The sequence below is a fragment of the Methylobacterium fujisawaense genome (assembly GCF_039619325.1).
Lineage (GTDB): Bacteria > Pseudomonadota > Alphaproteobacteria > Rhizobiales > Beijerinckiaceae > Methylobacterium > Methylobacterium fujisawaense.
In genome coordinates this window covers 4,273,629-4,298,879 of record NZ_CP155000.1, presented here as the reverse complement: position 1 = coordinate 4,298,879, position 25,251 = coordinate 4,273,629, and the positions used below count along the sequence as shown (strand labels likewise).

Sequence of the window (25,251 nt, the reverse complement as noted above, 5' to 3'; positions counted from 1 at the left end):
ATCCAGCAGCGCCACGCTCACCGGGGTCGCGCTGTCCTGGGTCGCTTCGCTGCGCTCGCGATGACGGAGGGGCATCTGCGCCCCTCCACCGTCCCTACTTCGCCGCCGTCAGCGGGCAGCCGCTCTCGGCCGGGGACGCGAAGGCCTCCTTGCCGGGGATCGTGGCGAGCTGCCGGTAGAGATCCCACGGGCCCTTCGACTCGGCCGGCTTCTTGACCTCGAACAGGTACATGTCGTGCACCATGCGGCCGTTCGGCTGGACGATCCCGCCATGGGCGAAGACGTCGTCCACCGGCAGCGCCTTGAGCTTGGCGTTGACCGCATCCGTCTCGTCGGTGCCGGCCGCCTTGACGGCCTTCAGGTAGGACAGGACCGCCGAGTAGGTGCCGGCCTGGATCATGTTGGGCATCCGGCCGGTGCGCTTCATGTAGCGCTGGCCGAAGGCCCGGGTCTCGTCGTTGGCGTCCCAGTACCAGCCCTCGGTGAGCGTAAGGCCCTGCGCGACCTTCAGGCCGAGCCCGTGCACCTCCGAGAGGGTGAACAGCAGGGCCGCGAGCTTCTGGCCGCCTTCGACGATGCCGTACTCCGCGGCCTGCTTGATCGCGTTCGAGGTGTCCAGCCCCGCATTGGCAAGCCCGATCACCTTGGCCTTCGAGCCCTGCGCCTGGAGCAGGAAGGACGAGAAGTCCTGGTTTGAGAGCGGGTGCCGGACGCTGCCCAGCACCTTGCCGCCGTTGGCGAGCACCACCTTGCTGGTGTCGGCCTCCAGCGCCGAGCCGAAGGCGTAGTCGGCGGTGAGGAAGAACCACGTGTCGCCGCCCGCCCGGGTCAGCGCGCCGCCGGTGCCCACCGCCAGCGCCCGCGTGTCGAAGGCCCAGTGATAGCCGTAGGGCGTGCAGGCCTTGCCGGTGAGGTCGCTGGTGGCTGCTCCGGTGGTGATGGTGATCTTCTTCTTTTCCCTGGACAGGCCCTGGACCGCCAGCGCCACCGAGGACGTGGTCAGCTCCATGATCGCGTCGACATTGTCGCGGTCGTACCATTGCCGGGCGATCGCCGAGGCGATGTCGGGCTTGTTCTGGTGGTCGGACGAGAGGATCTCGATCGGCACGCTGCCGATCTTGCCGCCCATGTCCTCCACCGCCATGCGGGCGGCCTCGACCGAGCCCTGACCGCCATACTCCGCGTAGAGGCCGGATTGGTCGTTGAGGATGCCGATCCGGACCGCATTGTCCGAGAAGGTCCCCTGCGCGGCCGCCGGAACGGAGCCGAGTGCGGTCCCCGCGAGGGCAGCCGCCAAAACCGCGCTGCCGAATGTCCTGATCATGTTTCCCCCCGGTTCGCCCGAGCGCCCGCTTCTGAGGCGGTTCCGGTGGCACGATAGGTCACGAAGCGGTGATGCACCACGGCCGAGGTCGGGTGGATGCTGAAGGATCCTGCGGATTGTGACGCGCTTCTCGGGCGCCCCGTTTCCGGACCGGCGACAATGCCAGAGGTTATAATACCTTAACCATAATTACACGAATCCCCGGGCAGGTTCCGGTCATGGACGGCAATTCGGCCGTCTCCGGCGCGTGGCGATGCGATGAACCCAGCCCGTTTCGCCGTCCTCGGTATCGCCCTCGCGGCGGGAACCGGGGCGGCCTTCCTGATGAGCGGCGGCGATCCGCCACCGCCGCCTCCGCCGCCGAAGGCCGAGGCGCCGCCGCAACCGATGACCGACGTGCTCGTGGCCGCCATCGACATGCCCATGGGTCAGGTGCTCCGGGCCGCGGATCTGCGCTGGCAACCCTGGCCGGACAGCGCCGTGACGGCGGGCTACGTGACCCGCAAGATCAACCCCAAGGCCCTCGAGGAGACCGTGGGCGCTTCGGTGCGCGCAGGCTTCCTGGCGGGCGAGCCGATCCGCGCGCAGAAGCTCGTGCGCCCGGAGAGCGGATTCATGGCGGCGATCCTGCCGGCCGGCATGCGCGCCGTCGCCATCGTCACCGACAGCCGCGGCACCAACTCGGCCGGCGGCTTCATCCTCCCGAACGACCGCGTCGACGTGATCCGCACGTTCCGCGACGAGTCCAATTCGCGGGCCAACAACAGCGACGTGCAGCTCTCCCAGACGATCCTGACCGACATTCGCGTCCTCGCGATCGGGCAGCTGGTTCAGGAGAAGAACGGCACCAACGTGGTGACCGGCGAGACCGCGACGCTGGCCGTCACGCCCGCGCAGGCCGAGACCCTGGCGCTGGCCCAGAAGGTCGGCGCCCTCACCCTTTCGCTGCGCAGCCTCGCGGATGCCGGGCGGCCGCCCGAAGCCACGCCGCTGGCCGATGCGTCCGTGGCGCAGATGCCCGAACCCGCCTTGACCGTGGTGCGCTTCGGCGTCGCGCGGCAGCAGACGCCGTGATCGCCATGACCGCTCCGTCCCCCCACCCGCGCCCGATGGGCCGCCCCGCCGGCCGCGCGGCCGGCGCCCTCGCCCTGCTGGCCGTCCTGTCCGGACCGGCCCCTGCGCAGGACCGCCAGACCTTCGGTCCCGCGCCGATCCTGACGGTCGGCGCCGCGGAATCCGCCTCGACCCGGCGGGTCGAGCTGACCGCCGGCCGCTCCGTGATCGTCGACCTGCCGCGGGACGCCAAGGAGGTGTTCGTGGCCAACCCCGCGGTGGCCAACGCCGTGGTTCGCTCGACCCGCAAGGTCTTCGTGATCGGCATGGCCGACGGCGCGACCTCGATCTTCATCATGGATGCCGAGGGCCGCCAGATCGCCGCCCTCGACGTGTCGGTGGCGCGGGATCTCAACCTCGGGACCCTGCGCGAGTTGCTCGGCCAGAGCATCCCGGGCGGGCGCTTCGACGTGCGCTCCTCGGGGGCCTCGGTGCTGCTCTCGGGGTCGGTGAATTCCTCCGCGGACGCGCAGCAGGCGATCGACATCGCCAATGCGTTCGTGGGGCTGGGCGGCGGGGGCGCGGCGGGGGCCGCGGGGGCACCGAGCGGCGGTGTCACCGCGGGCGCGCGCGGCGCCGTGATCAACAACCTCACGATCCGCAACAAGGACCAAGTGATGCTCCGCGTCACCGTGGTGGAGGTGTCGCGCAACGTCCTGAAGCAGTTCGGGATCAACATGACCGGCAACTGGTCGGCGCTGAACCCGCTCGGTTCCGCGACGTCACCGGCGCTGATCAACAACCTGCCGTTCCCGATCAACCCATCGGCTCCGAGCGGCAACCAGATCCAGGCCTCGATCCAGTCGGGCGGCTTCTCGCTCCAGGCGACCCTGAAGGCCTTCGAGCAGGCGGGCGTCTCGCGGATCCTGGCCGAGCCGACGCTCACCGCCATCTCCGGGGAGGCCGCGAAGTTCCTGGCCGGCGGCGAGTTCCCGGTGCCATCCTCGGCCGCCTGCACGGTGGGCGGCGTGTGCACCCCCGGCATCACCTACAAGCCCTACGGCGTCGCCCTGTCGTTCACGCCGGTGGTGCTCGCCGACAACCGCATCTCGATCCGCGTCGCAACGGACGTGACCGAGATCGATCCACAGCAGAACTTCACCTACGTCGTCGGGAACAACTCGGTCGCGGTGCCGGGCACCCGGGTGCGGCGCTCCGAGACCACCGTCGAGCTGCCCTCGGGCGGCGTGATGATGACCGCCGGCCTGATCCAGCAGGTGAACAAGCAGGCGATCTCCGGCCTGCCCGGCCTGATCAATCTTCCGATCCTCGGCGCGCTGTTCCGCTCCCGCGACTACCAGCGCCAGGAGACGGAGCTGATGATCATGTGCACCCCCTACATCGCCCGGGCGATGGAGCCGAAGCAGGTGAGCCGGCCCGACGACAACTTCGTCGATTCCACCGACGGCCAGGCGGTGCTGCTCGGCCAGATCAACCGGCTCTACGGCAAGGTCGCCTCCCCCGGGGCGGTCGCCGCGCCGCCGCTCGGACGCACCTATCGCGGCCGCGTCGGCTTCATCGTCGAGTAGCGCCCCGCGTCACCGCCGCGCCCCAGGATCGGAACCATGACCGGACGTCCCCCGCCCACCCTGCCGCGCCGCGCCGCGAGCCTGCTCGCCGCCTGCGCGCTGGGCGCCCTCGCGGCGGCCTGCAAGAGCGATCCCGCCACCACCGGCGGGATCGACGTGACGGATTACCGCGCACGCCACCCGATCGTCCTGACGGACGGGGCCCGCAACCTCGACGTGTTCCCCACCGGCGTGGGGCATCTGGATCCGCGCCAGGCGGCCGATGTCGATGCCTTCATGCTCGAATACCGCCGGTACGGCCGCGGCGCCCTGCTGATGGAGGTTCCGCAGGGCGTCCCGCCCAACCAAGTGGCCGCCGTCCAGCGGACCGCCTCGGTGCTCGGCCGGTTCGGGACGCAGAACGGCATCGGCGTCCGCGAGATCACCGTCACCGGCTACGTGGTCACCGCCCCGACCCTCGCCGCGCCGATCCGGCTGAGCTTCCAGCGCATGCGGGCCAAGGTGTCCGACGCCTGCGGCCTCTGGCCTCAGGATCTCGGGACCCGAAGCTTCGCCTTCGATTACAGCAACCAGCCGAGCTGGAACCTGGGCTGCGCCACGCAGTCCAACGTCGCCGCCCAGGTCGCAGATCCGGTCGACCTCGTGCGCGGCCGCCCCGAGGGTCGGATCGATACGGTCAAGCGCGTCCGGGACATCGGGCAATTGCGGGACGGCAAGGATCCGTCAACCACATGGCGGCAAGATGGGCAGACCGCCGTGAAGTCCCAAGTCACCAACTGAGACAGCCGGCGTTGGGACGGGCAGCCCCGCCGCTCCCCGACGCCGCGCCCCGAACGCGAACCCGAAAGCGCCGTCATGGCAGACCTGTCCGAGACGAGCGAGCGCACGATCGCCCCGGTGCCCCGGATCACCATCCAGGCATTCTGCGAGACCGGCGAGACCGCCGCGATGATCGAGGGCGCAGCCCTCGACCGGCGCATGCATAAGGCGCAGGTCAAGGTCCGGATGGGCGGCGGCGCCGCCGCGATCGAGGCCTATCGGCACGCGCCGACGCCCAACGTCATCATCATCGAGATCCAAGGCGCGCGCTCGAAGCCGATCGAGTGCCTCGATGCCCTGGCCGAGGTCTGCGACGAGGGCACCCGCGTCGTGGTGATCGGCCACCTCAACGACGTGATGCTCTACCGGCAGCTGATCCAGCGCGGGGTGTCCGACTACCTCATGGTGCCGGTCGAGCCCCTGACGCTGATCGCGGCGATCTCCGACCTGTTCACGGCCCCGGGCGTCAAGCCGGTGGGGCGGACCGTGGCGGTCTACGGCGTGAAAGGCGGCATCGGCGCCTCCACGGTGGCGCACAATTTCGCGTGGTCGGTTGCCCGGAACCAAGGCGTCCAGACGGTGATCGCCGATCTCGACATCGCCTTCGGCACCGCCTCGCTGAACTTCAACCAAGATCCGCCGCAGGGCATCGCCGAAGCGGTCTTCGCCCCCGAGCGGCTGGATTCCGCCCTGGTGGAGCGGCTGCTGTCCAAGTGCAGCGACAACCTGAGCCTGCTCTCGGCGCCGGCGAGCCTCGACCGGACCATCGACCTGTCCGAGCCGGCCTTCGACGCGCTGATCGAGCACATGCGGGCGAGCGTACCCTGCGTGGTCCTGGACATCCCGCATCAGTGGAACGCGTGGTCGAAGCGCATCCTGACCGCGGCCGACGAGATCCTGATCGTGGCCGGTCCCGATCTCGCGTGCCTGCGCAACGCCAAGAACCTTCTCGGCGCGCTGAAGCACGGGCGCCCGAACGACCAGCCCCCCCGCGTCCTGCTGAACGGCGTCGGCGTACCGAAGCGGCCCGAGATCGGCACAGCCGAGTTCGCCAAGGCCCTGGAGACCCCGGTCGCCCTGTCGATCCCGTTCGAGCCGACGCTGTTCGGCACCGCCGCCAATAACGGCCAGATGATCGCCGAGATCCAGGCCGGATCGAAGGTGGCGGAGCTGTTCAACGATCTGGCCGCCATGACCCTCGGGCGTCCGGAGAGCCGGCGGGGACGTCCGAGCCTGCTCGAGCCGCTGCTCGCCAAGCTCGCCGGCCGCAAGGCATCCTGATGCGGATACGATCCTTCGTCCCACGGGCTCCGCAGGTCAGCGTCGGAGGGCTGACCCATGTTCGGTAGGCGACACGCCGGCGGCACATCGGTGGCCCCCCCGCCGATCCCGCAGGCCCGGACCCCGGCGCCGGCCACGCCGGTCCTGCGCGATGCGGCGGCTCCGGTCGCGCGTCCGGCACCGGCGGCGCCGGTCGTCGTCGAGACGGCGCGGTCCGAGGATTATTACCGCACGAAGAGTCTGATCTTCGGCGCCCTGATCGAGGCGATCGACCTGACGCAGCTCTCGCGCCTCGATGCCGAGACGGCGCGCGAAGAGATCCGCGACATCGTCACGGAGATCATCGGGCTCAAGAACATCGTCCTGTCGATCTCCGAGCAGGAGGAGCTGCTCGACGACATCTGCAACGACGTCCTCGGCTACGGCCCGCTGGAACCGCTGCTCGCCCGCGACGACATCGCCGACATCATGGTCAACGGCGCCCACCGGACCTTCATCGAGGTCGGCGGCAAGATCCAGCTGACCAGCGTCCGGTTCCGCGACAACCAGCAGTTGATGAACATCTGCCAGCGGATCGTCAGCCAGGTGGGCCGGCGCGTCGACGACGCCTCGCCGATCTGCGACGCGCGCCTGCCGGACGGGTCCCGCGTCAACGTCATCGCGCCGCCGCTGGCCATCGACGGCCCGGCGCTCACCATCCGCAAGTTCAAGAAGGACAAGCTGACCCTGGAGCAGCTCGTCCGCTTCGGGGCGATCTCGCCCGAGGGCGCCGAGGTTCTCAAGATCATCGGCCAGTCGCGCTGCAACGTGGTCATCTCGGGCGGCACGGGCTCGGGCAAGACCACGCTGCTGAACTGCCTGACCGCCTTCATCGAGCACGACGAGCGGGTGATCACCTGCGAGGACGCGGCCGAGCTGCAGCTCCAGCAGCCCCATGTGGTCCGCCTGGAGACGCGGCCGCCCAACATGGAGGGCCAGGGCCAGGTCACCATGCGCGATCTCGTCAAGAACTGCCTGCGCATGCGGCCGGAGCGGATCATCGTCGGCGAGGTGCGCGGACCGGAAGCCTTCGACCTGCTCCAGGCGATGAACACCGGTCACGACGGCTCGATGGGCACGCTCCACGCCAACAGCCCGCGCGAATGCCTGTCGCGTATCGAGTCGATGATCTCGATGGGCGGGTTCACCCTGCCGTCGCGGACCCTGCGCGAGATGATCTGCGGCTCGATCGACGTGGTGATCCAGGCCATGCGCCTGCGCGACGGCTCGCGGCGCATCACCCACATCACCGAGGTGCTCGGGATGGAGGGCGACGTCATCACCACGCAGGACGTCTTCCTCTACGACATCGTCGGGGAGGACGCGAACGGCAAGCTGATCGGGCGCCACCGCTCCACCGGCGTCGGCCGGCCGAAATTCTGGGAGCGGGCCCGCTACTACGGCCTGGAACAGCGGCTCGGCGAGGCGCTCGACGCCGCCGAGATCATCGACCGGAGCTGAGCGCATGCCGGACCTGCCCGCCGCGGCCGCCGGCGCCTCCAACCTGCCGCTCGCCGCGGGCCTCATCGGCATCGCGGTCGCGGCGGTCGCCTACGTGGCTGTCCTGCCCCTGCTCGGCGGCGAGCGCCGGGCGAACAAGCGTCTGAAGTCGATCAGCGTCTCCGCCTCCGGCGCGGCGACCCGGGGCGTCGCGGTCAACCGGCGCGAGCAGGTCGCCAAGACGCTGAGCGAGATCGAGGCGAAGGCCAAGGGCGCCTCGAAGGCCAGCGTGGAGCTGAAGCTCGCCCGCGCCGGCCTCGGATGGACGAAGCGGACCTTCTATACGATCTCGGCCGCCAGCGGCGGCGTCCTCGGGCTGCTGATCTTCGTGATCACCGACAATGCCCTCGCGGCGCTCGGGGCCGCTTTCGCGGGGGGCTTCGGCCTGCCGGCCTGGCTGCTGCGCCACCTGCGGCTCAAGCGCATCGCGAAGTTCAACAAGGAGCTACCCAACGCCGTGGACGTGGTGGTCCGCGGCATCCGAACCGGCATCCCGGTGGGCGACTGCTTCCGCATGGTCTCGCGCGAGGCCGAGGAGCCGGTGCGCAGCGAGTTCCGGACCGTCGTAGAGACACAGGCCATGGGCCTGTCGCTCGGCGAGGCGTGCACGCGGCTGTTCGAGCGGGTGCCCACCGCCGAGGTGAACTTCTTCGCCATCGTGATCAACATCCAGCAGCAGTCGGGCGGCAACCTGTCGGAGGCGCTGAACAACCTGTCCACGGTGCTGCGCGACCGCGCCAAGATGCGCGGCAAGGTCCAGGCGATGAGCATGGAGGCCAAGGCCTCCGCCTCGATCATCGCCTGCCTGCCCTTCGCGGTGGCGGGCATCACCGCCCTGACGAGCCCCGACTACATCTCGCTGCTCTGGACGACCGATACCGGAAAGGTCGCCCTGGTCGGCGCGGCGATCTGGATGTCCATCGGCATCTTCACGATCAAGAAGATGATCGCGTTCGAGTTCTAGGCGCGGTGCGCCCTCTGCCGGATTCCGCCCGATGATCGAAGACATTGCCGAGAAGCTGTTCGATCCCCGCTTCATGGGCACGCTCCTGACCGCGGTCGCGGCGGCGGCGACCGCCTACGCGGTGGCGCAGCCCTTCCTGGAAACCGACAAGCTCAGCAAGCGGATGAAGCTCGTCAGCGACGAGCGCGAGCAGATCCGGCGGCGCGAGCGGGTGAAGGCGGACGGGCCGGCGACCCGGGCCACGCTGCGCGTGGAGCCGAAGGCCTACATGAAGTCCATCGTCGAGCGGTACCAGCTGCGCCGCTGGCTCGGCACCGACACGGCCAAGCGCATGCTGATGCAGGCAGGCTATCGCGGCCCGGGGTCGGAGACGGCGTTCCTGTTCTTCCGGTTCGTCGTGCCGCTCGCCTCGGTGATCGCGGCCCTGTTCTACCTGTTCGTGCTCGAGGTTCTGGATTCGTCCTACCTCGTGCGGTTCGGGCTGGTGGTCGGCGCGGCCTATGCCGGCATCAAGGCGCCGGAGCTGTTCCTGGTCAACGCCGCCAAGAAGCGCCAGACCGAGATCCGAAAGGCGTGGCCGGACGCCCTCGATCTCACGCTGATCTGCGTGGAATCCGGCATGGCGATCGAGAACGCCTTCCGGAAGGTCAGCACCGAGATCGCCACCTCCTCGGTCGTGCTGGCCGAGGAACTCGCCCTGATGACCGCCGAGATGTCGTTTCTGCCCGACCGGCGGCAGGCCTACGAGAATCTGGTGCTGCGCACCGGCCTCGAGCCGGTGAAATCCGTCGCCACCGCGCTGATCCAGGCGGAGCGCTACGGCACGCCGGTGGGACAGGCGCTGCGGGTGCTGAGCCAGGAGAGCCGCGACCTGCGCATGAACGAGGCCGAGAAAAAGGCGGCCGCCTTGCCGCCCAAACTCACCGTGCCGATGATCTTGTTCTTCCTGCCCGTGCTGTTCGTGGTCATCATCACCCCCGCCGTCATCCAGGTCATGCGGACACAGTGACGGCCGGGACGAAGAGACGCTTCGCTCAGCGGATGCGGCCGGGCCGGGTCGGCTCGAACACGATGCGGCGGTGATAGGCGCACCAGCTCTTGCCGTCGGACACGGGTGCCCCGCAACAGACGGCTCGGTCGTTCGGCTCACCGATGATGTACTTGCACACGAAGGCTCCGGACTGCGCGAAGGGCACGCGCAGGTCGGCCGACGGCTCCTCGACGGTCTCGGCGTCGCCAATCTGGGACATACGGACGAGTTGATTCATGGCGTTGATCGGCTCAATAAGTATCCTGCTCGGTGGATCATGCACCCCGGCAGACAAGGGAAGTTTGAACGCGTCTCGTTCAGGCGACGGACCCGGCGCGCATCCGCAAGCGGGGCGCCCGGGTCGGCCAACACGATGCCGGCCGGACGACCGACGCGATTGGCGTCATTATGTTGTCGTAACTGGGGTTACGGCTCTTTAAAACAAGACCAGCCTGCGTCGGGTGCATCGGACCACGGTGCGGGATGCGTAGCTCGGCGCATTCGCGCATCGCTTCGATTGGCATTGGCCGGGCCTGACGAATCCGCCGGACGCTCGCCTCCGAGCCTGTCCCGGGCGTGCAACGCGGTGCGACCTGTGGTTCTGTGAGCCTGCAACGCGAACAGAGCCGGATCCGCTGACCATGGCCCACGCGCCCCTCGTGTCACCCGAATGGCTGCACGACCGCCTACAAGCTCCCGACATCGTGGTCCTGGACGCCTCCTGGTACCTGCCGGCCGCAGGCCGGGACCCCGAGGCCGAATACCGCGCGGCCCACATTCCCGGCGCCCGCCGCTTCGATCTCGACGCCATGAGCGACACCGAGTCGAGCCTGCCGCACATGCTGCCGCGGCCCGAGGTGTTCGCCGCACGGATGCGCGCCCTCGGCGTCGGCGACGGCATGCAGATCGTGGTCTATGACGGTCAGGGCCTGTTCTCGGCTCCGCGCGTCTGGTGGATGCTCAAGGCCTTCGGCGTGCGGGACGCCCTGGTCCTGGACGGCGGTCTCCCGGCCTGGATCGCGGCAGGCTACCCCACCGAGGAGGGCGAGCCGCACCCACACGAGCGTCGCCACTTCTCGGCCCGCCTCGATCACGGCGCGGTGGCGGATGCGGACGACGTGGCGCGGGCGTTGGAAAACGGGTCGGCTCAGGTGGTCGATGCCCGTTCGGCGACACGCTTCCGCGGCGAGGAGCCCGAACCCCGGCCCGGCGTCCGACCGGGGCATATGCCGGGCGCCTGCAATCTGCATTACGCGGCACTCCAGCGTGACGGCCGGATGAAGACCCCGAAGGAATTGAAGTCGGTCTTCGCCGAGAACGGCGTCGATCCGGACCGGCCGATCGTGACCACCTGCGGCTCCGGCGTGACCGCGGCGATCATCGCGCTCGCTCTCGAGACCATGGGCCGCCCGGCGCGAAGCCTCTACGACGGCTCCTGGTCGGAATGGGGCGCCGATCCGGCCCGCGCGGTCGCAACGGGCGCCTGAGGAAAACGGGCGCCTGAGAAGCCGGCGGGCCGCCAGAAACCTGCCCTCGGACATGGCGGGCTGCCGCCGTGTCCGGACCGATCTGATCGTGTCCTTGAAACCTTCGTGGCAGATTTCGATATATCGAATGCGCCTGCGGTTGGGCGCTCCACGGAGAAAATCATGCCGCTTCACGACACGATCGCCCTCTCGGGCACCATCCGGCACGTCTTCGCCCATCGTTTCACCCTCGAGGCGGGCGGCGAGACACATCTGGCCGATCTCGGCCCGAAGAGCGTGGACGCGTTTCCGATCACGAGCGGGCTGCACGTGACCCTGGAGGGCGAGCGCCGTCCCTCGGAGATCAAGGTCACACGGATTTCCGCCGAGGGCCGGGATCCGGTGGAGATCCACCACAAGAAGCCCCACCACGCCCCCGGCTCCAAGCGGGCGGATGGCCCCGCCGATCCCGCGCATGCCCTCGCGGCGGCGGCCTCGGCGGGTTGGATGGTCGTAGACGCGCCGCGCCGCAAGCCGAAGCATTTCGAGGTGCTGGCGCGCCGGCGCGAGGGGGCCGACACGGAACTGCACATCGATTTCGGCGGCACGATCTACAGGGAGAAGCCGGCCGATCGCGCGAAATGGGCTGCACCGGCCTGAGGGCCGCAGCCCGATCCGCCGCATCGCCGATCGGTGCGGCGGAACCGGTCGCCTCGCGTCGAGGACACACAGCCGGGCGATCCTTGGCCCGGGACGCCCGCACCCCGGCGCCGGATCTGCCCCGACCGGGTCAGCCGGGCGGCGCACAGTCTCCGCACATCACGCTGTCCGACGGTCCGGCGGCCCTTCGGTCGGGCGGCGTTCTATGCCGCCCGCACCGCGCGGCGCTGGTCGGCGGCGCTCCATTGCATCAGGCCGATCATCACCGCGATGGTGGCGATGTAGACCAGACCCTGCAGGGCGGTCGGGCGGTCCGTGTAGCCGACCAGGGCGTGCAGGACGCGGCCGGGCCAGGAATTCTCGGCGATCAAACCGGAGCTGTTCCACAGGGTGTGGCCGAGGACGTCCACCACGCCGGCATTGCTCAGAAACTGCGCGGCCTGCGCAGCCAAGCCGGCCGCGAGGAAGATGATCAGCACGCTCGTCACCGAGAAGACGTAGCGGCTCGGAATCGAGGCGAGGCCGAGATAGGTGACCGCCGAGAGGAGCACGCCCGCACCGATGCCGGCGACGGCGCCGAACTGGATGTCGGCCCCCGAGGTGCCCGAGGCCACGAGGCCATACAGGAACAGCACCAGCTCGGCGCCCTCGCGCAGGATCGCGGCGCCGATCACGATCGAGAGGGCCGCCGCCTCCCGCTCCCCCGATCGCACCGCCGCGCCGGCGGCGCGCAGCTCGCCCGCCAACTCCTTGCCGTGCTTGCTCATCCAGGTGTTGTGCCAGACGAGTAGCAGCACGGCGACGATCAGGACCGCGGCGTTCAGGATATCCTGCCCGCTGCCCTCGAAGGCATCGGAGATCTTCTCGGCGAACAGCGCCACCAGGGCGGCACCCGCGAGGCCGCCGGCAACGCCGAGCAGGACCCAGCGCATCCGGCCCGGGATGCCCCGGGTGGCCGCCAGCACGATGGAGATGATGAGGCCTGCCTCGATGACTTCGCGGAAGGCGATGACGAAGGCGCCGATCATGGCGGTCTCCAGGAGTTATGCGAGAGCGTGAAGCACCGCGCGCGGACCGCGCGCTACCAGATCCAGAACAGGAGCACCCAATTGGCCACCGACAGGGCGGCCGCCCCGGCGATGCAGGCTGCGGCCGCCACCCGGCGGACCCCACCGACGGCAAGCCCCGCCACCTGCCAGGCGAGCCAGACGCTCCACAGGCTCGCGCCGGCAAGCAGGGCCGTGCGGATCTCCGCCACGTAGGGGATCACGATGCCGTCGCCGCGGAGGAACGTGACGGTCAGCGCCGACAGGCCCAGGAAGACGCCGCAACCCGCCACGGGGATCAGCGTCTGGGTCAGGTGGTGGAAGCGGCGCAGGGACCAGCCCCCGAGGGACAGGGTCGCGAGCGCCACGATCCCCGACAGGGCAAGCCCGAGGACGATCGTCGCGGCGCCGATGTAGGCCAGCAGCAACCCGCCGTCGAGGAGGGTCATGACGTCGTTGCGGTCGGGGTAGTTCGTCAGCACGAACCAGGGCGCCGAATGCTCCAGGGGCCACGTGGTCCCGCGTTCGATGAGCCACGTGGCGGCCCATTGCTTGGCGTCGACGTACCAGGGACTCGACGACCACTGGAAGGCGCCCACCGCCAGCGCCAGCATGCCGAACAGGATCAGCATGGTCTGGTCGAGGCTGGGCTCCTCGCCCGCAACACGGACGATCTCGTGATTGGGGGAGCGCAGGGCGAGGCGCACGGCGCCGCGATGGCCGCTGCAGCGCCCGCACATATGGCAGGCGCCCGCGCCGCGCATGGTCTTTACCGGCACGAGGGGCGCGCAGTTGAAGCTCTCGGTGCCCCCGACGGGCTTGGGCGAGACCGCCCAGGCGGCGCTGTCGACCTGGAAGCTGACCGGCGCCAGCTTCGACAGCACCGCGAAGACGCCGTTGACCGGGCAGAGGTAGCGGCACCAGACGCGCTTGTTGCGCCCGTAGAGCAGGCCGACCACGATCGCCGCCAGCGTCGAGCCCCCCAGGACCGCGAGGACCGGCTTGGGATAGCCGTAGACGCTGGTCATCTGCCCGTAGACGGTGGTGCCGGCAAAGGCCACGAAGGGCCAGCCCTGCCAGGTGATCCAGCGCGGCACGGCATAGCCGCGGCTCCAGCGGCTTGCGAATTCGCTGAGCGCGCCCTCGGGGCAGAGCACGCCGCACCACGCACGGCCGACCAGGACCATGCTCACCAGCACGAACGGCCACCAGATCCCCCAGAACGCGAACTGAGCGGCCAGCGTCAGGTTGTCCCAGATATGGGCGGCGTTGTCGGGGAGCGGCAGCAGCGCCGGGACGATCACCAGAACCGCGTAGACGGCAACGATCAGCCATTGCACGGCCCGGATGATCCAACCGTACCGGCGCAGCCCGTCGCCGAACCGGGCCAGCGCCCCGTCGATGACGGATCGACGCGGCGGAACACGGCTCAGGGCAAGGGAGGCTGGCGCTGTCGTCGACGCGCTCATTTGGCCACCAAAGTCGCCTTCGCCTCCGGGTGGAAGTCGTCGAACACCTGGTAGGTGCCGGCATCGAGGGTGCGGAACACGATCGCCGAGGTCGAGCCCGCGGCCAGCGCCTTCTCGCGCTTGAGTTCCGTGCTCTCGAACTCAACCGGGCTCTGGCCGGTATTCGAGATCTCCAGCTTGAACCGGGTATTGGCCGGCACCTCGATCACCGCCGGGAGGATCACCCCATCGCGCATCTCGACCTTGATGACCGGCATGTCGTCGGCCCGCGCGGACGCGACGGCGACCAGCAGCACGGCGGCAGGGGCGAGGAAGCGCGACAGGCGGGACACGGACAGCTCCGGCAAATTCAGTAGGCGCCCTTCTTGCCGACACCGGCGAAGGTGAAATCCTGGGTGACCGCGAAGGGCTCGAACCACGGGCCGACCCCTGTCTCCTTGTCCACGTGGCGACCGAAATGGCTGTCCTTGCCCGGGGGCGCGACCATTACTTTGAGGCGATAGCGGCCGGGGCCGAACAGCTTGACGTTATCGCCGTAATGCGGCCCGTCATTGGCGACCATCGGCATCAGCACCCCCGACACCGTCTGGTCGGTGGGCTTGTCGCCATCGAGCTTCACCGCCTCGAACCGGACGTCGAGGGCCGGCACCCAGTCCCCCTCGGCGAAGCCGTTGCGGTTGTCCTTGGCGGCGCGGATATCGGTTTCGAGGTGGATGTCCGACTTGGCGGCCTCGCGCATCATGCCAGGAGGCTCCATCTCGATCGGCTGGAGATAGACGGCGGCGACCTCCAGGCCGTTCTGCGTCACATGCGGACCGATCGGCACTTCCTTGGCCGTCGCGGGGCCCGCGAAGGCGAGGAGCGAGGCCGCGGCGAGGCCGCGGAGAAGCGGAGTGATGTGCGACGCATGCATGCGGTCGCACATAATCCACCCCGCTCGAAGTTCAAACTGGAATCGCATCGATCTCAAATAATAACAATTCTAATCTGAGACCACCTTGGTGAGCCATGATCGTATTCGCATGTCTTTCCGGCACCAAGACGCGGTCATTGCAAAAGCTCACGGAGATGTTCGCTCTACGATGACCCTCTGCATCTTGACCGAGACGGCGGGACCGGGATTGTCATTCCACTGCCATGCCGAGCATCGAGGATGGCGGGCGGACCGGAGATGACTTGCGAGGCGGCCTGTGGCGAGAAGGCGCACCCTGGCTTGCGCGATGCCAAAGACCGTTTTAGCAAGTGCTATACTTTTTTGTGAGTCGGATGAGAACCCGTTCCGTGCCCCTGGTCCGCACCGCAGCCCTCATTCTGACGACGCCCCTTCTCGTCCCGGTCGCCGCGCGGGCGGCCGACTTCGCCGCGCCGCGCCCCGACGCCACCCGGCCGACCTACACCGACTGGTCGGGCGGCTATGTCGGCCTCGAGGGCAGCGCCGGCGGATCCTACGGGGCCTACAATTTCGGTCCGACGACGATCGGCGGCCGGCCGATCCCGGCCTTCAAGAGCGGCGATTCCACGGGCCGCAGTGACCAGGGGCGCAACGCCACCACGGCCGTGGGCGGCGTGTTCGGCGGCTGGACCTGGCAGGCCGGGCCGTGGGTCTACGGCATCGAAGCGAATCTCGACCTGGCGAATCTGAAGCGTCCGGTCCCCGCGACCGTCGCGGGATTCGGCTACGCGGATGCGGATCCGGCCTTCAACATCGTGCGCGCCAAGACGAACCTCTACGGCGCCCTGCGTGCCCGACTCGGCTACAGCTTCGATCGCTATCTGATCTACGGCACCTTCGGGCTCACCGGTGCGAACGCCCGGTTTCTCGCCAGCTATCCGGATCTCGACACGGGCGGCCAGACCACCGCGCAGCGGGAATTGGGCTATGTCGGCTTCACCCTGGGCGCGGGCGTGCAATACGCCATCACCGACAGCCTCGCCCTGGGCATCGACTACCGCTACATCGATCTCGGCGGCAGCCGGCGCTTCCCGCTGGGCGTGGTGCCCGGCGACACGGGTGGACCGGTCACGACCCGGGCGAGCTTCACCTCCAACCAGCTGTTCGCACGGCTGATGTGGTTTCCGGGCGGCTTGAAGGTGCCGCCCGATCCGGACGAGACCGCTCCGCACGACCCCGACAACGGCGATACCGGCCGCTTCTCGCTGCACGGGCAGACGACCCTGATCGCGCAGGCCGTGCCCGGCTTCCGCTCGCCCTACGAGGGCGCGCAGAGCCTGATCCCCCATCAGGCCCGGCAGACCACCACGGCGACGATCTTCCTCGGCCTCAAGCTCACCGACAGCACCGAGATCTACTACAACCCCGAATTCAGCCAGGGCTTCGGCCTGTCGCGGACGCTGGGCGTCGCCGGCTTCGTCAACGGCGAGGCGCAGAAGGCGGGCGCCCCGTTCCCGAAGCTGCGCTCGAACCGCTACTACGTGAAGCAGACCTTCGGGCTGGGCGGCGAGACCGTGGATGTGCCGGACGGTCCGAACCAGGTGGCCACCCGCTACGATGCCGAGCGGATCACGCTGATCGCCGGCAAGTTCGCGCTGGGCGACTTCTTCGACGGCAACATCTACGCGCACGACCCGCGCGTGGACTTCTTCAACTGGTCGCTCTGGGGGGCCTCGGCCTGGGACTTCCCGGCGAACCTCCCGGGCTTCACGCAAGGCGTCTACGCCGAGTACAACCGGCCGGAATTCGCCATCCGCGCGGCCTACACGCAGGTGCCCAAGGAGCCGTCGAGCGACGTGCTCGACCCGCGGGTGTTCCGGCGTGCGGGGCTGAACGTCGAGTTCGAGGAGCGCCACGTCCTCCCGTGGCTGGAGCAGCCCGGCAAGATCCGGATCGGGCTGTTCTCGAATGTCGGTGTCTCGGCCAACAACCGCGACGTGGTCACCCTGACGCAGCTCGGCCTGTTCGACGACATCAACGACGCCGTCGCGGCGACAAGGCGCCCCCGCCGCAAGACCGGCGGCTACATCAACCTGGAGCAGGGGCTGACGCCGGAACTCGGGCTGTTCGCCCGGGCGAGCCTGAACGACGGGCGCACCGAGAACATCTCCTTCACCGACATCGACCGGAGCTTCTCCGGAGGCCTGTCGCTGAAGGGCAAGGCCTGGGACCGGCCCGACGACACGATCGGTATCGGCGCCGCGATGAACGGGCTCTCGCCCTCACACCGCGCAGCCTTCGCGGCCGGCTACCTCGGCCTGCTGATCGGCGACGGACGGTTGAATTACGGCACCGAGCGCGCGCTGGAGACCTACTACGCCCTGAACCTCACGAAATTCGTCACCCTGACCTTCGACTACCAGTTCATCGACAATCCCGGATACAATCGCGACCGCGGCCCCGCGCATTTCTTCGCCTCGCGGTTGCACGCGGATTTCTGATCGGCGTGGCCGGAGGCATCGGCGGCATGCCCGATCAGTCCACCGCCTCGGTCACGGTGGCCCCGAAGAGCGCCTCGAAGGCGGCGCGGAGCTGCATGTCGACCTCCGGGAGGCTCACGGGCAGGCCGAGATCGACGAGGCTCGTCACCCCGTGCTCCCGGACGCCGCACGGCACGATCCCGTCGAAATGCGCGAGATCGGGCTCGACGTTCAGGCTGATGCCGTGGAAGCTGACCCAGCGGCGCACCCGGATCCCGATCGCCGCGATCTTGTCCTCGACGCGAGGCCCCTTCTCGGGCCGGCGTACCCAGACGCCGACCCGATCCTCCCGGCGCTCGGCGCGGACATTGAAGGCGGCGAGCGTCTCGATCAGCCACGCCTCCAGGCTCGCCACATAGGCGCGCAGGTCGCGGCTGCGCCGGTCGAGGTCGAGCATCACGTAGGCGACCCGCTGGCCGGGGCCGTGATAGGTGTATTGCCCGCCCCGGCCCGTGGCGTGGACCGGGAAGCGGTCCGGTGCCACCAGATCCTCCGGTCGGGCCGAGGTCCCGGCCGTGTAGAGCGGCGGGTGCTCCAGCAGCCAGACGCATTCGGGCGCCGCGCCGCGGGCGATCGCCTCCACACGCGCCTCCATCCAGGCGAGGGCGGCCGCGTAGCCCACGGGCGCATCGCTCACGCGCCAGCCCACCGGGCCGGCGACCGGATCTGCGCCGGGCCGCTTCGGGAAGGCGTGCGGGCGGACCGTGAGGCGGGGCGCGTTTACCAAGAGTTCATCATCCTGCGTCGATGGTCGCAGCCTTCAACATTCGCGGCCGGCGCTGGCAAGGACCGGCCGTGAGACAGGATGGCGGCTGGTGGCGATCTTCGAGACCCTGAAGGTCGATCTGACAGTGGTGCTGGGCCGCGCCCGCATGCCGCTGCACATGCTGCTGCGCATGGGCCGTGGCGCCGTGATCGAGCTGGAAGCCAGCGACAGCGACATGGTCGAGATCCTGGCCAACGACCACCCGATCGCCCGCGGGCAGATCGTGGTGACCGGCGACCGCATCTCCGTCGAGGTGACCGAGCTGATCCGCAAGGCGGCCTCGATCGTGGAGCCCGGCATCAGCATCGGCGACGGCGCGGCGCCTTTCCTGGAGGGCGGCTACGATTCCCCGTGAGCGAGGCGCTTGTCGGCGGCGGAACGATCTGTTATCCGCTGCGCCGCGCGACACGAAAGCGGCCCCGGGTTCTCCCGCGGCGCGCGACGGTCGGGCAAACGGACCGATCTTCGCGTCCGATGCGGCCATGGCGGAATTGGTAGACGCGCTAGCTTGAGGTGCTAGTCCCGAGAGGGGTGGAGGTTCGAGTCCTCTTGGCCGCACCACATTGTTTCGGTTGCCCCGGATCTGCGGCAGCCCGGATGTGGTGCAAGACAGGGCGGTGCGCCGCCGATCGCGACACAACATCAGAGTTAGCCGATCCGCTCTGCGGAACCGTGGCTCGGTCCCGATCGACCGAAAGCTCGGGCGCCCTGGCGCTGCGGGAGGCGGAGGGCCATGCCCGGATCGCCGGCCGTGTTCGCGGGCTCGACGGGCACCGGTACCGGTCCGCGTGGCCCTCGGCCTGATCGCGCCGCAACCCGGCCCTGCATTGACTTCGCAGTCGCACAGCCGCATATCGGCGCTGCAGCGTCAGCGGCCGTCATGGCCCGCTTGAGGGGGCTGCGTGACGGATCGGGCGCCTTCCCGGCGTGATCCGGCCCCCCTCTTCATAACGTGCATGCACCCGGGCCGCCCCATCACGCGGGCTGCCCCCTGCCAACGGACCGGCCCCAACACGGCATCGATCGCGTGCGACGCGAGGCGCCCGGCCGGCCCTGCTGCATCGGATACATCCTTGACCCAATTCACCGATTTCGGCCTCGCCCAGCCCGTGCTGCGGGCGCTCAGCGAGGCCGGCTACGTCGCGCCGACCCCGATCCAGGCCCAGGCGATCCCGCCCGCCATGGAAGGCCGCGACCTCTGCGGCATCGCCCAGACCGGCACCGGCAAGACCGCGGCCTTCGCGCTGCCGATCCTGCACCGCCTCTCGCTCTCGGACCGCCGCGCGCCGCGCCGCGGCTGCCGGGTGCTGGTGCTCTCGCCCACCCGCGAGCTCGCCAACCAGATCGCCGAATCCTTCTCGGATTACGGCCGTCACCTGTCCTTCACCAACACGGTGGTGTTCGGCGGCGTCACCATCAGCCGGCAGGAGCGCGCCCTGGCGCCGGGCGTCGACATCCTCGTCGCCACCCCCGGCCGGCTGATCGACCTGATCGAGCGCCGCTCACTGATCCTCGACGGCGTGGAGATCCTCGTCCTCGACGAAGCCGATCAGATGCTCGACCTCGGCTTCATCCACGCCCTCAAGCGCATCGTGAAGATGCTGCCCGAGAAGCGCCAGAGCCTGTTCTTCTCGGCGACCATGCCGAAGAATATCGCCGGCCTCGCGGCGCAGTATCTCACCGATCCGGTCCAAGTCGCGGTGACGCCCGTCGCCACCACGGCGGAGCGGGTCGACCAGCAGGTGATCTTCGTCCACACCGGCGCCAAGCAGGCGCTGCTCGGCCACATCCTGCGCGATCCGGCGATCGAACGCGTCCTGGTCTTCACCCGCACCAAGCACGGCGCCGACCGCGTCGTCCGCGGGCTCGACAAGGTCGGCATCGCGGCGGCGGCCATCCACGGGAACAAGAGCCAGCCGCAGCGCGAGCGGGCGCTGGCGTCCTTCAAGGACGGCTCCTGCCGGGTTCTGGTCGCCACCGACATCGCGGCCCGCGGCATCGACGTCGAGGGCGTGAGCCACGTGGTCAATTTCGACCTGCCGAACGTGCCGGAGAGCTACGTCCACCGGATCGGCCGCACCGCCCGGGCCGGCGCGGACGGGCTCGCCATCTCGTTCTGCAACGACGAGGAGAAGGCCTACCTGCGCGACATCGAGCGGGTGACCCGGCAGAAGGTGCCGGTGGCGGGCTTCCCCGAGGGCTTCACCCCGCCGTCCCGCCAGGAGGCGGCCGAGATCGCCCGCGAGGAGGAGCGCCGGCCCGAACGGCAGCAGCAGCGTCCCGGCGGCGGCCGCCAGGGTCAGCGGCCCCGGCAGTCGCAGGGCCGTCCCCAGCAGGGTCGGCCGGAGGGTGGCCGCGGCTTCGGCGGTCCCGGCCAGGGTGCGCCCCGGCAGGGCCGGCCCCAGGAAGGCCGGGCCGACGCCCGCGGCGACGGGCGGGGTCATGCCCCGCAGGGCCGCGACGTCCGCGCCGACCGGCCGGCACGACCGCAGGGCGAGCGCCCCAACCAGGGCCGTCCGAACCGCGACGCCCGGCCCCAGCGGGCCGATGCCCGGCCGCGCAGCGGCGGGGGCGGCGGCGAGGGTCGCAGCATCGGCTGGCTGGAGCGGGCGCCCCGCTCCTGAGCGTCACATTCGAGCCGCCCGGGACGGATCCGTCCCGGGCGGCTTTCCATTTCAGCGCAGGCCGCGGCTGCGAAGCCGCGCCGCGCGGCGATCAGTTTCCCCCCTGACGCCCGTGACCATGCCTCGGGCCCTTGCGGCCCCGCACGCGGCGATGGCGCCGCCGGCCGGATGGCGGGCCGGGACGCCCCGCGACCCCGTCTCCCCATGAGGGCTCCGCTGTCCCCGCGCGCGCAGCGACGCGCGCCAGCCGGCACCACATCCCCGGCTGTGACGCTGCCCCGGCTCCCGTCGCTGCGCGCGGTTCCCATCACAGGACTCGGTCAGTTCGCCCGCGAGACCTCGACGAGGTTGTCGGTCTCGGGGGCCTGCGTCACCGGGTTCGAGTTCCAGCACATCATCGACATGATCGGCGGGTCGAGCTTCAGCTCGCCGGTCGGCGCGCGGCCGATCTGCAGGTTCGAGACGACCCGGGTGCCCTCCGGGATCAGGTCGGGACGGCACATGACGTCGAACTTGTAGGGATGCTCCCAGACGCCGAACTGCGTGACGCCGCCGCCGACATGGCGCCACGCACCGGTGAGCGCCGGGATGCAGGCGACACCGCCCGGATGGTCTGGCCGCCGCCGTAGTGCCGCTCCAGCGCCACGCCCATGCGGATGCCCACCGGCTGCTCGGTCGCCATCGCGTGGGCGAGCCTGCGGATGTCGGCCGCCGGGACGCCCGTGATGGCCTCCGCCCATTCCGGCGTGCGCGGCGCGACCCGCTCCTTCAGATCGGCGAAGCCGATCGTGTGGGTGTCGACGTAGTCCTGGTCGACGAGGCCCTGCGCGATGATCGAGTTGATCAGCGCCATGGCGAGGGCGCCGTCGGTGCCGGGCTTCGGGGCGATGTGCCCGTCGGCGGCCTTGGCGGTGCGCGACGCATAGGCGTCGATCACCACGACCTTGGCGCCCTTCTTCTGGGCGTCCTTCACGATCGCCCAGTGGTGGAGGTTCGTGCTGAGCGAGTTGCAGGCCCAGATGACGATGTACTTGGAGTGGATGTAGCTGTCCGGATCGAGGCCGGCGGTCGGGCCGACGGTGAGGAGCCACGCGGTGCACGAGCCCTCGCCGCAGAAGGTGCGCTCCATCACGGTGGCGCCCATGCGGTTGAAGAAGGCGTCGCCACCGTTCAGCCCGTGCACGAGTCCCTGGTTGCCGAGATAGCTCTAGGGGGCGATGGCCTGCGGGCCGTGCTGGTCGATGATCGCCGTCCAGCGGCTGACGATTTCGTCGAGCGCCTCGTCCCAGGTGATGCGCGCGAACTGCTTCGACCCCTTCGGGCCGACGCGCTTCATCGGGTAGAGCACCCGGTCCGGATGATAGTGGCGCTTCTCGTAATCCTTCAGCTTCACGCAGAGGCCGCCGCGGGTCATCGGGTGGTCCGGGTTGCCGCGCACGCCCTGGAGCTGGCCGCCCTTGACGTCGAACAGCATCGAGCAGGTGTCGGGACAATCATGCGGACAGGCGCCGTAGAAGACCTCTGAGACGGCCTCGGCCTGGACGATCTCGTTCATCGTTTCCTCCCTGACCGGCCGCAGGCGTCTGGTTATTGTGCGTGTTTCTCGGCGCAGGTCGGGTCCAGCCCATATCGGGAAGAAAGAAATTCTAATCCGGGCGCGGTGCCCCGTCCGCGCCGGGCGGACGCGCGGGGTCAGCCCTCCGGCAGTCCAGCGCGGCGCAGGCCCTCGTAGATGCGTGCCCGCTGGGCCAGGAAGGTCGGATCGGTGGAGGTCAGGCTTCGGTAGCGGGCGAGGGTGTAGCCGGGGCGCAGCCTGAGGAACTCGGCGAGGGAGGCCCGCGCCTCCACATCCCGGCCGAGCCGCGCGAAGGCGCAGGCGAGATAGAGGTGGGGGAAGTCGAAGAGCGGGTTCACCGCCGCCGCGCGGCGCAGCGGCTCGATCGCCTCCTGATCCTGCCCGAGATGGAGCTTGGCCAAGCCGTCCCGGGCGAGCCACGCCCCGAGCAGGGGATCCTTGGGGCTGAGGCGGATGGCGGCGGCGATGTCGCGCTCCGTCTCCTCGGCCCGTCCGAGGAAGATCTGGATGAGGCCGCGATAGGCGTAGGCCCGGGCGAAGCTGGGATTCAGGGTGAGCACCCGGTCGAACGCCGCGAGGGCCTCCGCGTAGCGCGATCGGGCGCGCAGGGTCTCCCCGCGCAGGTAATGCGCGAAGGGATGTGTCGGGTCGCCCTGGAGGACCGATGCGATCGCCTGCTCGGCCGTGTCGAGATCCGCCGTCCGCTCGGTCGTCCAGCCGTTCAGCACCCCGTCGACGAGCACCTCGGCGAGCCCCAGGCGCGCATCGACATTGGCCGGATCGAGGCCGAGCGCGCGCTCGAACAGCGGGCGGGCCTGGGCGTGGTTGTCGCGGGCGAAGGGCCGGTTGAGCAGCGCCTGTCCGCGCATGACCAAGTCCACCGCATCCGCCGGCTGGCCCGACCGGGCCTGCGTGGCGGCCTCGAGAAGACGCACGCCGAGGGCGCGGCCGACCTGGGCGACGAGGACGTCCTGCGCGGCGCCGACGGCGGTCCGCGGTCCGTCGTAGCGGTCGGCCCAGAGGGCGGCGCCGGTCTCGGCATCCGTCAGTTGCACGGCGAAGCGCACCTGCTCGCCGCTCTGCCGAAGGCTTCCCTGCACGACGTAGCGGACGCCGAGTTCGCGGCCGACGGCGCGCGGCTCGAGAGGCCGCCCCCTGTAGGCCTGGGCCGTGCCGTGCGCGATGACGAAGGTCCCCGGGGCGCGGGCGAGATCGGCGGAGAGATCCTCGGCGAGCTGCTCGGCGAGGTAATCCTGGTCTGCTTCGCCGCTCTGGTTCGCCAGGGGCAGGACCACCAGGGACAGCCTCGGGCGCAGAGGCTCGCCCGGCCCATCCGTGCGCTCGGATCCGACGAGACGGGGCCAGGTCAGAGCCAGCCCCGCGGCGGCGAGGACCGCGACGGCGCCCAGCGTCGGCCGGAGGGCGGCACGGGCGCGGCCCGCCCGGATGGCGCGCGACGTCCGCTGGTCCGGCGGGGGCACGGCGTACACGCGCACGGGGCGTGCGATGTTCTTGAGGCGCTGCGGGCCGAGATCGATGAACGGGATTTCCGAGAGACCACGAACCTGCAGGTAGGCGGCTTCCGAAAGCCTCAGGGCACCGGGCTCGGCGGCGCTCTGCAGACGCGCGGCGATGTTGACGCCGTCGCCGAAGAGATCGCCGTCATGCACCATGATGTCGCCGAGATGGATCCCGATGCGGAGACGGAACTGCGCGGCCTCCCCCTCGGCCTCGGCGAGGGCTCGCTGGATCGCCACCGCACAGCAGACGGCATCCATGACCGAGGCGAACTCGGCCAGCACGCTGTCCCCGGCCGTGTTGGCGATCCGTCCGTGACGGGCCGCGATCATCCGGTCGACGATCCGCCGCGTGGCCTGGAGGGCGCGCATGGCGCCGCTCTCGTCGGCATGCATCGCCTTCGAATAGCCGGCGATGTCGGCGGCGAAGATCGCGGCCAGCCGGCGTTCCGGAACCGACCATTCCGATGCGCTGGACAGTGCCCTGTTCTCGCTCATCGCGATCCGTTCACGCCACGGCGACCCGGCAAGCCCGACCGTGGCCGCGTGATTCGCCACCCGCAGCGGTGCAGCCGAATACTGCTTTGATCCAATGATGTCGAGCGAACACAGGCATTCGTGCGCGTAAAACAAGGAATCGAGCCGGATCCGAGTCCGTCGCCGGGACTTCTCGAGCGTCGCGCAGCGGATGGCCCCTCCGCGACCGTCGCCCGACAGGACGGCCGCTCCGGCGCGGGCAGATCCTTTTATTGGCCGCGCCGTGCCCCCATTTCTGCCGACGGACGAATGGGGGCCTGCATCATGCGGTTCGAACTCTATCGGGACGCCAAGGGTGAATGGCGCTGGCGCCTCCGGGCGCGCAACGGCGAGGTGATCGCCGAATCCGGCGAAGGCTATAGCCGCCGCGAGGATTGCGAGCACGGCATCGCCCTCGTGCGCCAAAGCGCTGAGGCCCGCATCGAGGACATGACGACGAAGATCGCCTGACCCGTCGGGTCTCAACCCGCGATCAACCCTGTCCGAAACGTCGCAGCGGTTATGCTGCAACGCTTCCGCTCGCCTACGCGTTGCAGCGTTTCGGACCGGGCGGAGGGCC

The 25,251-nt window shown here is 69.7% G+C and carries 21 protein-coding genes, 1 tRNA gene and 1 pseudogene; 14 read left to right on the top strand and 9 right to left on the bottom strand.

The features are described 5' to 3' along the window. Positions 1–94 precede the first annotated feature (94 nt). The gene (locus ABC766_RS20430) at positions 95–1,324 is read right to left on the bottom strand and encodes an ABC transporter substrate-binding protein (protein ID WP_043385708.1); all 1,230 of its coding nucleotides are present in this window, start codon (positions 1,322–1,324) and stop codon (positions 95–97) included. A gap of 258 nt (positions 1,325–1,582) precedes the next feature. On the opposite strand from ABC766_RS20430, the gene cpaB reads away from it, so the two are divergent. The 7 genes from cpaB to ABC766_RS20395 all read left to right on the top strand — a co-directional run bounded on the left by cpaB (position 1,583) and on the right by ABC766_RS20395 (position 9,578). Beyond that, the gene (gene cpaB / locus ABC766_RS20425) at positions 1,583–2,398 is read left to right on the top strand and encodes a Flp pilus assembly protein CpaB (protein WP_043349290.1); all 816 of its coding nucleotides are present in this window, start codon (positions 1,583–1,585) and stop codon (positions 2,396–2,398) included. Positions 2,399–2,403: 5 nt separating this feature from the next. Then, positions 2,404–3,966, top strand: coding sequence for a type II and III secretion system protein family protein (locus tag ABC766_RS20420; protein ID WP_427902250.1), 1,563 nt, complete (start codon positions 2,404–2,406; stop codon positions 3,964–3,966). A 36-nt stretch (positions 3,967–4,002) separates the two neighbouring features. After that, positions 4,003–4,746 (top strand): CpaD family pilus assembly protein, encoded by a 744-nt coding sequence (locus tag ABC766_RS20415; protein WP_345819359.1) that lies wholly within the window; start codon positions 4,003–4,005, stop codon positions 4,744–4,746. Positions 4,747–4,821: 75 nt separating this feature from the next. Continuing rightward, positions 4,822–6,066 (top strand): AAA family ATPase, encoded by a 1,245-nt coding sequence (locus ABC766_RS20410; RefSeq protein WP_345819358.1) that lies wholly within the window; start codon positions 4,822–4,824, stop codon positions 6,064–6,066. Positions 6,067–6,123: 57 nt separating this feature from the next. Then, a complete protein-coding gene (locus ABC766_RS20405; protein WP_043385702.1) occupies positions 6,124–7,566 on the top strand; it encodes a CpaF family protein in 1,443 nt (480 codons plus the stop codon). Between the two features lie 4 nt (positions 7,567–7,570). Continuing rightward, the gene (locus tag ABC766_RS20400; RefSeq protein ID WP_043385699.1) at positions 7,571–8,569 is read left to right on the top strand and encodes a type II secretion system F family protein; all 999 of its coding nucleotides are present in this window, start codon (positions 7,571–7,573) and stop codon (positions 8,567–8,569) included. Between the two features lie 31 nt (positions 8,570–8,600). Then, positions 8,601–9,578, top strand: a complete 978-nt coding sequence (locus ABC766_RS20395; protein ID WP_043385697.1) for a type II secretion system F family protein — start codon at positions 8,601–8,603, stop codon at positions 9,576–9,578. A gap of 25 nt (positions 9,579–9,603) precedes the next feature. Here ABC766_RS20395 and ABC766_RS20390 read toward each other — a convergent pair whose 3' ends face one another. Continuing rightward, positions 9,604–9,837 carry a GcrA family cell cycle regulator gene (locus tag ABC766_RS20390; RefSeq protein WP_020095642.1) on the bottom strand — a complete coding sequence of 78 codons (234 nt, stop codon included), beginning with the start codon at positions 9,835–9,837 and terminating at the stop codon, positions 9,604–9,606. Positions 9,838–10,240: 403 nt separating this feature from the next. On the opposite strand from ABC766_RS20390, the gene sseA reads away from it, so the two are divergent. Together sseA and ABC766_RS20380 are read left to right on the top strand one after the other, a co-directional pair. After that, positions 10,241–11,086 carry a 3-mercaptopyruvate sulfurtransferase gene (gene sseA / locus ABC766_RS20385; protein WP_345819357.1) on the top strand — a complete coding sequence of 282 codons (846 nt, stop codon included), beginning with the start codon at positions 10,241–10,243 and terminating at the stop codon, positions 11,084–11,086. A 162-nt stretch (positions 11,087–11,248) separates the two neighbouring features. Then, complete coding sequence (locus ABC766_RS20380) at positions 11,249–11,725, top strand: hypothetical protein (RefSeq protein ID WP_345819356.1); 477 nt, start codon at positions 11,249–11,251, stop codon at positions 11,723–11,725. A gap of 203 nt (positions 11,726–11,928) precedes the next feature. On the opposite strand, the gene ABC766_RS20375 is transcribed toward ABC766_RS20380, so the two are convergent. The 4 genes from ABC766_RS20375 to ABC766_RS20360 are packed head-to-tail and all read right to left on the bottom strand — an operon-like array spanning position 11,929 to position 15,153. Beyond that, complete coding sequence (locus ABC766_RS20375) at positions 11,929–12,753, bottom strand: FTR1 family iron permease (protein WP_043351362.1); 825 nt, start codon at positions 12,751–12,753, stop codon at positions 11,929–11,931. Positions 12,754–12,806: 53 nt separating this feature from the next. Next, positions 12,807–14,240 carry a 4Fe-4S binding protein gene (locus ABC766_RS20370; RefSeq protein ID WP_345819355.1) on the bottom strand — a complete coding sequence of 478 codons (1,434 nt, stop codon included), beginning with the start codon at positions 14,238–14,240 and terminating at the stop codon, positions 12,807–12,809. After that, entirely contained in the window at positions 14,237–14,572 is a 336-nt protein-coding gene (locus tag ABC766_RS20365; RefSeq protein ID WP_043351359.1) for a cupredoxin domain-containing protein, read from the bottom strand. The genes ABC766_RS20370 and ABC766_RS20365 overlap by 4 nt, the downstream gene beginning before the upstream one ends. A gap of 17 nt (positions 14,573–14,589) precedes the next feature. Then, positions 14,590–15,153, bottom strand: coding sequence for an iron transporter (locus ABC766_RS20360; RefSeq protein WP_345819354.1), 564 nt, complete (start codon positions 15,151–15,153; stop codon positions 14,590–14,592). A gap of 353 nt (positions 15,154–15,506) precedes the next feature. Between ABC766_RS20360 and ABC766_RS20355 the strand changes: the two genes are divergently transcribed. Then, positions 15,507–17,633 carry a carbohydrate porin gene (locus ABC766_RS20355; RefSeq protein WP_345819353.1) on the top strand — a complete coding sequence of 709 codons (2,127 nt, stop codon included), beginning with the start codon at positions 15,507–15,509 and terminating at the stop codon, positions 17,631–17,633. A gap of 34 nt (positions 17,634–17,667) precedes the next feature. On the opposite strand, the gene lipB is transcribed toward ABC766_RS20355, so the two are convergent. Beyond that, positions 17,668–18,399, bottom strand: a complete 732-nt coding sequence (gene lipB / locus ABC766_RS20350; RefSeq protein WP_345819352.1) for a lipoyl(octanoyl) transferase LipB — start codon at positions 18,397–18,399, stop codon at positions 17,668–17,670. Positions 18,400–18,487: 88 nt separating this feature from the next. Here lipB and ABC766_RS20345 point away from each other — a divergent pair, with 88 nt between their 5' ends. From ABC766_RS20345 to ABC766_RS20335, 3 genes are all read left to right on the top strand, one after another. Next, positions 18,488–18,793, top strand: coding sequence for a FliM/FliN family flagellar motor switch protein (locus tag ABC766_RS20345; protein WP_043351350.1), 306 nt, complete (start codon positions 18,488–18,490; stop codon positions 18,791–18,793). A 121-nt stretch (positions 18,794–18,914) separates the two neighbouring features. Then, positions 18,915–18,999, top strand: a tRNA-Leu gene (locus tag ABC766_RS20340). A 512-nt stretch (positions 19,000–19,511) separates the two neighbouring features. Beyond that, positions 19,512–21,062, top strand: coding sequence for a DEAD/DEAH box helicase (locus ABC766_RS20335; RefSeq protein WP_043759103.1), 1,551 nt, complete (start codon positions 19,512–19,514; stop codon positions 21,060–21,062). A gap of 338 nt (positions 21,063–21,400) precedes the next feature. Here the strand turns inward: ABC766_RS20335 and ABC766_RS20330 are convergent. Together ABC766_RS20330 and ABC766_RS20325 are read right to left on the bottom strand one after the other, a co-directional pair. Next, a pseudogene (locus tag ABC766_RS20330) lies at positions 21,401–22,617 on the bottom strand (molybdopterin-dependent oxidoreductase); the annotation flags it as partial. A gap of 137 nt (positions 22,618–22,754) precedes the next feature. Beyond that, a complete protein-coding gene (locus ABC766_RS20325) occupies positions 22,755–24,653 on the bottom strand; it encodes a tetratricopeptide repeat protein (RefSeq protein WP_051976175.1) in 1,899 nt (632 codons plus the stop codon). 303 nt (positions 24,654–24,956) lie between these two features. Between ABC766_RS20325 and ABC766_RS20320 the strand changes: the two genes are divergently transcribed. Further along, positions 24,957–25,142, top strand: a complete 186-nt coding sequence (locus tag ABC766_RS20320) for a YegP family protein (RefSeq protein ID WP_043385745.1) — start codon at positions 24,957–24,959, stop codon at positions 25,140–25,142. The last annotated feature ends 109 nt before the right edge of the window (positions 25,143–25,251 follow it).

Excerpts from the sequence above, each read along its gene's own strand:
- ABC766_RS20320 (WP_043385745.1), top strand. The coding sequence starts at position 24,957 with ATGCGGTTCGAACTCTATCGGGACGCCAAGGGTGAATGGCGCTGGCGC.
- ABC766_RS20325 (WP_051976175.1), bottom strand. The coding sequence starts at position 24,653 with ATGAGCGAGAACAGGGCACTGTCCAGCGCATCGGAATGGTCGGTTCCG.
- ABC766_RS20380 (WP_345819356.1), top strand. The coding sequence starts at position 11,249 with ATGCCGCTTCACGACACGATCGCCCTCTCGGGCACCATCCGGCACGTC.
- ABC766_RS20405 (WP_043385702.1), top strand. The coding sequence starts at position 6,124 with ATGTTCGGTAGGCGACACGCCGGCGGCACATCGGTGGCCCCCCCGCCG.
- ABC766_RS20430 (WP_043385708.1), bottom strand. The coding sequence starts at position 1,324 with ATGATCAGGACATTCGGCAGCGCGGTTTTGGCGGCTGCCCTCGCGGGG.
- sseA (WP_345819357.1), top strand. The coding sequence starts at position 10,241 with ATGGCCCACGCGCCCCTCGTGTCACCCGAATGGCTGCACGACCGCCTA.
- ABC766_RS20360 (WP_345819354.1), bottom strand. The coding sequence starts at position 15,153 with ATGCATGCGTCGCACATCACTCCGCTTCTCCGCGGCCTCGCCGCGGCC.
- ABC766_RS20355 (WP_345819353.1), top strand. The coding sequence starts at position 15,507 with ATGAGAACCCGTTCCGTGCCCCTGGTCCGCACCGCAGCCCTCATTCTG.
- ABC766_RS20400 (WP_043385699.1), top strand. The coding sequence starts at position 7,571 with ATGCCGGACCTGCCCGCCGCGGCCGCCGGCGCCTCCAACCTGCCGCTC.
- ABC766_RS20375 (WP_043351362.1), bottom strand. The coding sequence starts at position 12,753 with ATGATCGGCGCCTTCGTCATCGCCTTCCGCGAAGTCATCGAGGCAGGC.
- ABC766_RS20415 (WP_345819359.1), top strand. The coding sequence starts at position 4,003 with ATGACCGGACGTCCCCCGCCCACCCTGCCGCGCCGCGCCGCGAGCCTG.
- ABC766_RS20390 (WP_020095642.1), bottom strand. The coding sequence starts at position 9,837 with ATGAATCAACTCGTCCGTATGTCCCAGATTGGCGACGCCGAGACCGTC.
- ABC766_RS20370 (WP_345819355.1), bottom strand. The coding sequence starts at position 14,240 with ATGAGCGCGTCGACGACAGCGCCAGCCTCCCTTGCCCTGAGCCGTGTT.
- ABC766_RS20395 (WP_043385697.1), top strand. The coding sequence starts at position 8,601 with ATGATCGAAGACATTGCCGAGAAGCTGTTCGATCCCCGCTTCATGGGC.
- cpaB (WP_043349290.1), top strand. The coding sequence starts at position 1,583 with ATGAACCCAGCCCGTTTCGCCGTCCTCGGTATCGCCCTCGCGGCGGGA.
- ABC766_RS20420 (WP_427902250.1), top strand. The coding sequence starts at position 2,404 with ATGACCGCTCCGTCCCCCCACCCGCGCCCGATGGGCCGCCCCGCCGGC.
- ABC766_RS20410 (WP_345819358.1), top strand. The coding sequence starts at position 4,822 with ATGGCAGACCTGTCCGAGACGAGCGAGCGCACGATCGCCCCGGTGCCC.